At 73.6% G+C, this 7,168-nt stretch carries 6 protein-coding genes and 1 pseudogene; 2 read left to right on the top strand and 5 right to left on the bottom strand.

Annotation, left to right across the window (positions count from 1 at the left end):
- From ACWGI8_RS26515 to ACWGI8_RS26495, 5 genes and pseudogenes are all read right to left on the bottom strand, one after another.
- Nucleotides 1-299, bottom strand: a pseudogene (locus ACWGI8_RS26515) (hypothetical protein); the annotation flags it as partial.
- Nucleotides 296-1,450: a glycosyltransferase gene (locus ACWGI8_RS26510; protein WP_453664571.1), complete on the bottom strand. Its 1,155-nt coding sequence runs from the start codon at nucleotides 1,448-1,450 to the stop codon at nucleotides 296-298. The pseudogene ACWGI8_RS26515 and the gene ACWGI8_RS26510, both read right to left, overlap by 4 nt.
- Nucleotides 1,447-2,562, bottom strand: a complete 1,116-nt coding sequence (locus ACWGI8_RS26505) for a glycosyltransferase family 4 protein (RefSeq protein ID WP_453664569.1) — start codon at nucleotides 2,560-2,562, stop codon at nucleotides 1,447-1,449. Before ACWGI8_RS26505 ends, ACWGI8_RS26510 begins: the two co-directional genes overlap by 4 nt.
- A gap of 366 nt (nucleotides 2,563-2,928) precedes the next feature.
- Nucleotides 2,929-4,347: a HEAT repeat domain-containing protein gene (locus tag ACWGI8_RS26500; protein ID WP_453664568.1), complete on the bottom strand. Its 1,419-nt coding sequence runs from the start codon at nucleotides 4,345-4,347 to the stop codon at nucleotides 2,929-2,931.
- A gap of 219 nt (nucleotides 4,348-4,566) precedes the next feature.
- Nucleotides 4,567-4,959, bottom strand: a complete 393-nt coding sequence (locus ACWGI8_RS26495) for an ankyrin repeat domain-containing protein (protein ID WP_453664566.1) — start codon at nucleotides 4,957-4,959, stop codon at nucleotides 4,567-4,569.
- 291 nt (nucleotides 4,960-5,250) lie between these two features.
- Between ACWGI8_RS26495 and ACWGI8_RS26490 the strand changes: the two genes are divergently transcribed.
- Both ACWGI8_RS26490 and ACWGI8_RS26485 read left to right on the top strand, forming a co-directional pair.
- Nucleotides 5,251-5,445: a hypothetical protein gene (locus ACWGI8_RS26490; protein ID WP_242332840.1), complete on the top strand. Its 195-nt coding sequence runs from the start codon at nucleotides 5,251-5,253 to the stop codon at nucleotides 5,443-5,445.
- Nucleotides 5,446-5,491: 46 nt separating this feature from the next.
- A partial coding sequence (locus ACWGI8_RS26485; protein ID WP_453664564.1) for an ATP-binding protein occupies nucleotides 5,492-7,168 on the top strand: 1,677 nt, incomplete at its 3' end.

Below are 7,168 nucleotides of genomic sequence, written 5' to 3'. Positions count from 1 at the left end.
ACGGAACCGAGCACGGCCGACGACCGCGGCGGCGCCGACTCGTTCACCGACCCACCACCGGCCAGGAACGCAGCACCAGCAGGCACGGAACCGAGCACGGCCGACGACCGCGGCGGCGCCGACTCGTTCACCGACCCACCACCGGCCAGGAACGCAGCACCAGCAGGCACGGAACCGAGCGCGGCCGACGACCGCGGCGGCGCGGAGTCGTTCCGCGACCCGCCGCAGGCCGGGAGCGCGGGAGCGAGCGCGGCAACGGAGTCGGGCGCGGGGCCCGGGGGGCTCAGGGGCGTGGTCATGCCGCCACCTCCGGGTGGCCCGGAACGCGGGTGGGGGCGTCGTGGGCCGAGAGGAAGGCCGCTACCGCGCGGTCCCAGCTGAAGAGTTCCGCGCGGGCGCGGGCCGCGGCGCGGCGGGCCGCTTCGGGGCGGGAGACGAGGTCCCGTACCGCGTCGGCGAACGCCTCCGGGGTGTCCAGCGCCGCGATGCCCGCGTCGCCGATGACCTCCGGGAGCGCCGAGGAGGCACTGGCCACGACCGGGGTGCCGCAGGCGAGGGCCTCCAGGGCGGACAGCCCGAAGGTCTCCGCGGGCCCGGGCGCCAGGCAGATGTCCGCGGCCGCCTGCAGGTCCGCGAGGGCTTCGCGGTCGGCGACGTGGCCGAGGAAGTGGACCGGCAGCCTCGCGTCCTGCGCCCGCCGGGTCAGCCCGCTCCGCATCGGGCCCTCTCCTGCGACGACCAGCGCCGCCCGCACCCCTCTCTCGCGCAGCGTGGCGAGCGCGTCGAGCGCCATGCCCGGACGCTTCTCCACGGACAGCCGGGAGCAGAGCAGCAGCAGGACCTCGGCGCCCTCGGCGTAGCGGGCGCGCAGCACCTTGCTGCGCCGGCCGGGACGGCAGCGTTCGAGCTCGACACCGAGCGGCGCGCGCAGCACATTGCTCGCGCCGATGCGTATGAACTCCCGTTCCGCCCACTCCGTCGTGCACACGATCCGCGAGTACGACCAGGCGCTCCGCCGGTTGAGCCGGTCCGCGGTGCGCTCGGCGAGTGCGCCCGGTACGCCCCAGGTGCGCAGCACGCCGTCCGCCGTCTCGTGGGACACCATCACCGAGGGGATCCGGCGGCGGCGCGCCCACTCTCCGGTCCACCGCAGCGTGGTGCGGTCGGAGACCTCCAGCCGGTCGGGTGCGATCTCCTCGAGGAGCTCCCGCAGCCGGGTGCGGCCGGCCAGGACGCGGTAGCCGCCGGTGCCCGGCAGGACCGGTCCGGGGATGGTGACGACCCGCCCCTGGGAGGTCGTCTCGTCGCTCTCCACGTCACCGGGCACGACCAGCACCGGCTCGTGCCCGGCCGCCAGATAGCCGCGGCCCAGCTCTCTCAGGGCCGTGCGCAGGCCCCCGGACGCGGGCGTCACGAAGTTCGCCAGCCGGACGATCCGCAGCCCGCTCATGCCGCCACCGCCGTACGGTCCCGGAGCACCTCGGCGTAGTGGCCGAGCAGCTGATCGCCGACGGCGGCCCAGGTCCGGCCCTCCACCATGGCCCGCCCGGCCTGCCCGTACGCCTCCCGGCGCGCCGGGTCCGCCACGAGCGCCGCCACCGCGTCGCGCACCTCGCGCACGTCGTGCGGCGGGACGAGCAGCCCGGTGCGACCGTGGTCGACGAGGTCCAGGGGCCCGCCGGCCGCGGGCGCGATGACCGGCAGACCGCTGGCCATGGCCTCCTGCACGGTCTGGCAGAACGTCTCGTACGGCCCGGTGTGCGCGAAGACGTCGAGCGAGGCGAAGATCCGGGCGAGGTCGTCGCCGGTGCGGCGGCCGAGGAACACGGCGCCGGGGAGTGCGCTGCGCAGCGACGCGCCGCTCGGCCCGTCGCCGACGACCACGACCCGTACGCCCGGGAGTTCGCAGGCCCCGGCGAGCAGCTCGACGCACTTCTCGGGCGCCAGCCGGCCGACGTATCCGACGATCGTCTCGCCGTTCGGGGCGAGCTCGCGGCGGAGCGCCTCGTCCCTCAGCTCGGGCCGGAAGCGCTCGGTGTCGACCCCGCGCGGCCACAGCCGCACCCGGGGCACCCCGTGCTCCTCGAGATCCCGCACGGCGGCGCTGGACGGCGCGAGGGTCCGGTCGGCGGCGGTGTGCACGGTACGGATGCGTCGCCACGCTGTGCCCTCGCCGGCGCCCATGTACGTACGGGCGTAACCGGCGAGGTCGGTCTGGTAGACGGCGACGGCGGGGAGCCCGAGCTTCGCCGCGACTCCCATCCCGCGCACCCCGAGCACGAACGGGCTGGCGAGGTGGACGACATCGGCCCGGTGGGCGGTGAGCGCCGCGGCCAGCCGCCGGCTGGGCAGGGCCACGCGGACCTGTGGATAGCCGGGCAGCGGCAGGGACGGCACACGTACGACGGGGCACGGTGCTTCGATGTCGGGCCCGGCCACGGTCGGGGCGATGACGAGCGGATCATGACCGCGCGCGGCGAGGTGCCGGGCGGTCTGCAGGGCGCAGTGCGCCACACCATTGACGTCTGGCGGGAAGGATTCGGTGACGATGACGACACGCATATGGGTGTTCTCGTCGTGCCGGGGGTGGTCCGGCCAACGTGGATCTTTCCGCCCGTGAAACGTCCCATGAGCGTTTGGACCCGCCCCGCCGGCGGTCGTACGGACCTGCCCCGCGATGCCCCGGCCTGCCCCTTTCGGCCGGTCGGCGACGGCGGTCCAAACCCCGTGTGCGGGGCGGCCGCGGTGCTTGGTCGTCACAGCGCGCGCCGGGCCGTCCCGGGGCACTCACGCCGGTGGGCGTCTCGTCGCGGCGGTGGATGTGTCGCGGCGGCGGTACGCCTCGGGTCCGTGCGCGCGCCGGGGCAGGGGTATGCGTCGGAGCGGCAGCACATGCCGGAGCGGGGGCGGGTCAGGGCAGGGGATGCGTCAGAGCGGAGGCCCGTCCGGCACTATGCGGCTGCGGACCGCCGTCTGGACCTCGGCCTCCTCGGCCGGGTCGGCGGCGAGGCGGCGCAGTCGTTCCGCTACCCGCGCGTCACCGGTCTCGGCGTGCAGAGCGGCGACTTCTCTCGTGGTCTCCTCGCAGTCCCAGAGGCATTCGACGGCGAAGCCGGTGGCGAAGGAGGGGTCGGTCGTGGCGAGCGCGCGGGCCGTGCGGCCGCGCAGTTGCGAGGACGTGGTCTCACGGTAGACGTGGCGCAGGACGGGGGCCGCGCAGGCGATGCCGAGCCGGCCGGTGCCGTCGACGAGGGTCCACAGCAGGGGGGCGTCGGGCCCTTCGGCGCGGACGGTCTCGCGCAGGGCGCCGAGGACCAACTCGGCGTCCTGGGCGCCTCCGCGGCAGGCGAGGACGCCGGCTGCGGAGGCACCGAGCGCGTCGGGGCGGTGGACCCAGCCGCGCGCCCGGTCGACGGCGGCGTCGCCGCACATCCGCTCGAACGCGCAGACGGCGGCCTCGGCGACCGCACGGGACGCGTCGAGCGCCGCGGCCTCGATGAGGTCGAGCACCTCGGGATCCCGTGCTTCGGCCAGGTAGTGCAGAGCGGCGCAGCGCGCGCCGTCGGGACCGCTGCGCGCCGCCTCGATGATCGTCCGACGGTCACCGGGTCCGGCCACCGCGCCGAGACAGCGCGCGGCCGGCACATGCAGTGCGCTGCCGCGCTCCAGTCCGTGCTGGGCCCACTCGAGGACGGCCTGGACGCTCCAGCCGGGACGGGGCCCGCTCGGGCGCAGCTGTCGCTGCCAGCGGTCGAAGGAGCCGCGTTCCTGGGCGGCGCGCACGCGCGCTCCGACCGCGTCCCGCCGGTCCTCGGCCCACAGCCGCCAGGGCCGCGGCTCGAACGCGTCCCGTACGGCGGCGGCCAGCTCGGCATCGCCCTCCGGGGTGGCCGGGAAGCGGCCGAGGACGGGTCCCGCGAGCGAGCGCAGCCCTGAGTCGTCGTCGCGCAGCGCGAGCTCGTCGAGGGCCCAGGCCCAATTCGAGCCCGCCGCGGCGTACCGGCGCAGCAGACTGAGGGCGTCGTCACGTCCGTACGAGGCGAGGTGGCCGAGCACGGAGAGCGCGAGCCCGGTCCGTGCGTCGTCGGAGTCGAAATGGTCCTCGGCTCCGAAGAGGTGGGACTCGATCTCTTCGAGGCCGCCGCCCAGGTCCAGGTAGAGGCGTGCGTAGTAGAGGGAGCGGTTCTCGACCTGCCAGTCGTGGCGGGGGTCGCTCAGCACGCAGTGGTTGAGGGCCGCGAGGGCTTCGGCGCGGGGTGCGGCGAGCGCATGCAGCGTGCCGTCGCCGCGTCCTCTCTGCAACAGACCGAGCAGGGTGCCGCTCGGCGCTATGACTGGTTCGAACATGGAAAGTGCCTCACATCAAGCTGTCGACGCAACCGGGGGTGTGTTCGCCTAGGCCGCGCAGCAACATGATCGGCTGCCCGTCGTCTTCCGCCTGATGAAGTCCATCTTCCTCTGCCTCTCGTCGGTGGCCCCTTGCGGGCCCGACGTCATGATGACCCAGCCATTTCGTCACCGCGACCACATTTACGGCGCCGCTCTCACCTGGTGTTCAACACCCGTTCACTGGGCGCCGAACAGCTCCAGGAGGTCTGTCTTCCCAAACATCCGCGCAGTATCCACGGCGGACGGAGTTCCTGCTTCCGGATCGGCTCCGCCGTCCAGGAGGGCGCGGATCACCGCGTCCTCGCCCTTGAAGACTGCGCCGGCGAGCGGGGTCTGGCCGCGGTCGTTGGCGCGGTCCGCGTCGGCTCCGCGGGCGAGGAGGGCCGTCACGGCCGGGGCGTGGCCGTGGTAGGCGGCGAGCATCACGAGGGAGTCGCCCTTGTCATTGGTGAGGTTTGCCGGAACACCGGCGTCCACGTAGGCGGCGAGGGCCTCGGCGTCTCCCTGACGCGCCAGATCGAAGATCTTGGACGCCAGCTCGACCACCTCGGGATCCGGAGTCCCACTCATCGGACGGACCGCCTTTCACTGCGTTGACCTGGTGCCGAGTACGGGCAGAGCGGCCCCGTACGAGTGAACCGACAGGGTACTGCCCGGTCGCGGACATGACCCCGCCCAGCCGTGGCAAAGATCGTGGATGGGGCCCGACCCAAGATCAACGCGCCCAGGGCAACGATCCGGCATCCGCCAGTCAAGTGAAAAGACCAATTTTTCACCCGAATGCAGCTTTTATCGCATAGATACCTCCTGTGAGCATGGAAGAACTCATGGTGACTGTCCCCTCAACCAGGAGAACTCCTCATGATCCTGTCCATGTCAGGCGTCGTGCTGCTCGGAATCATCGTCTTCCTGTTCTTCAAGAAGGACGGGCTGAAGGCGTCGCACGCGCTCATCTCCGCACTCTTCGGCTTCTATCTCGCGGGCACGGCCATCGCCCCGAGCATCACAGCGGGAGGCGCGAGCCTCGCCAGCCTCTTGGGCGGGATCAAGTTCTGACCTCCCCACGCGCCCCCTTCAACAACTCCAGGAGCAGGAGAACCACGTGGCCCGGCGACCACTCCCCCGCATTCTGAGCAGCGGCACCGACCGGATCGCACGCAGCCGAGAGCTCGCGCGGACGGCCGCCGACAGCGCCACCGACGTCCTCCATCCGCTCATCACGGTCAGCCGCGGTCTGCGGCGGCTGACCGCCGCGGGACGGCGCAAATGGGCCGACACGCCCAAGGAACGGCGTGGCCCCACGCTGTTCCTGGCGGCAGCCGGTGCGCTGCTGGTCGCCCTCGTCCCGTACGGGCCGCTGCTCGGCCTGATCACGGTGATGGGGCTGGCGGCGTGGAAGGGGCGCGAATCCACGCCGGTGCGGACCGGGCCCGACGAGGCGGAGCTGAAGCGGCTGCGGGCGCTCTACGAGGCGCTCGTCCCGTACTTCTCCGTCCCGGAGGACCCGAGTCCGCTGTTCAGCCACGGCGGGGAGTGGGCGAAGGCGTTCAGCGACCACGAGTTCGACGGCGACGGCCGGCTGACCCGGCTGCGGGTGGGCTACCCGGCCTACTTCACCGACAGCGAGGCGGAGGCGCGCGCCCGGATCGAGCAGCTGCTGCACACCAAGTCCGGCCGGGGGCGCGAGTACCACTTCGAGTGGGACGAGGAGGGCAACCAGCTCCTGATGAGCGTGCTCCCCGCCCTGCCCACCACCATCGCCGCCCAGCGCTTCGTCACCACTCCCGGTGAGGTGGTGCTGGGCTTCACCGATCCGGGCGCCGTCCAGCGCACCGTGCCGGTCGTCGACGGCGGCCGTGTGCAGGACGCGCCGCCCGTGATGTGGCGCACCGGCCCCCGCTCGACGGAGCCCCATCTGCTGGCCGTCGGCCACCCCGGCAGCGGGACCACGACGCTGCTGCGCTCGATCGCCCTGCAGGCGCTGCCGTACGGGGATGTGCTGATCGTGGAGGGCAGCGGGACGGGCGAGTACGCCTGTCTGACGGGGCGGGCCGGCGTGCTCGCCGTCGAATGCGGGCTGGCCGGAGCGCTCGCGAGCCTGGAGTGGGCGGCGCACGAGACGGAGCGGCGGCTCATCGCCGCGAACCGGGCCCGGCAGGCCGGTCACCCCGCCCCCGACGACACCAAGCGCCCGCTGTGGATCCTGCTCGACCGGCCCAGCGTGTTCAGCCATCTCGCGGCCGCCGACGGGCGGACCGACCCTCAGCAGCTGCTCCAGGTGCCGTTGCGGCACGGCAGGGCTGCGCAGGTCACGGTGATCGTGGCCGATCAGTTCGACTGCATGGACTTCCTGAGCGAGACGGTACGGACGCACACCCGCGCCCGCATCGTGCTGGGCCCGGCCACGCCCGACCAGGTGGAGACGGTGCTCGGCGTTCCGCCGCACACCACGCCCGCACCCCACGTCCCGGCCGGGCGCGGTTACGCACGGCTGGGGACGGGCGGGGTCCTCCGGCTCCAGGTGCCGGCGACGCCCGACCCGTACGACGACGCGACGAGCGAGGCCCACCGCCAGGCGGTGACGGAGCTGCTCCCGGAGCGCCAGACCCCGCCCGACGAACGCGCGGCCGCGGGCGCACTGCCGGAGCCGGTCCCCGAGCCGATCCCGCAGCCGATCGTCGAGCCCGTTCCGGTGCCCATCGTCGAGCCGGTCCCGGAGCCCGTCGTCGAGCCCGTCCCGGAGCCGGCCTCGGGCCCCCACCCGCGACCGGCCACGGCA

This window comes from Streptomyces sp. NPDC054841, from assembly GCF_053611045.1.
The sequence above is the reverse complement of the archived record's forward strand: the minus strand, read 5'-3'. Positions and strand labels throughout refer to the sequence as shown.

Bases quoted from the DNA above. Each gene is read 5' to 3' on its own strand.
- ACWGI8_RS26510 (WP_453664571.1), bottom strand. From the start codon at position 1,450: ATGAGCGGGCTGCGGATCGTCCGGCTGGCGAACTTCGTGACGCCCGCG.
- ACWGI8_RS26505 (WP_453664569.1), bottom strand. From the start codon at position 2,562: ATGCGTGTCGTCATCGTCACCGAATCCTTCCCGCCAGACGTCAATGGT.
- ACWGI8_RS26500 (WP_453664568.1), bottom strand. From the start codon at position 4,347: ATGTTCGAACCAGTCATAGCGCCGAGCGGCACCCTGCTCGGTCTGTTG.
- ACWGI8_RS26495 (WP_453664566.1), bottom strand. From the start codon at position 4,959: ATGAGTGGGACTCCGGATCCCGAGGTGGTCGAGCTGGCGTCCAAGATC.
- ACWGI8_RS26490 (WP_242332840.1), top strand. From the start codon at position 5,251: ATGATCCTGTCCATGTCAGGCGTCGTGCTGCTCGGAATCATCGTCTTC.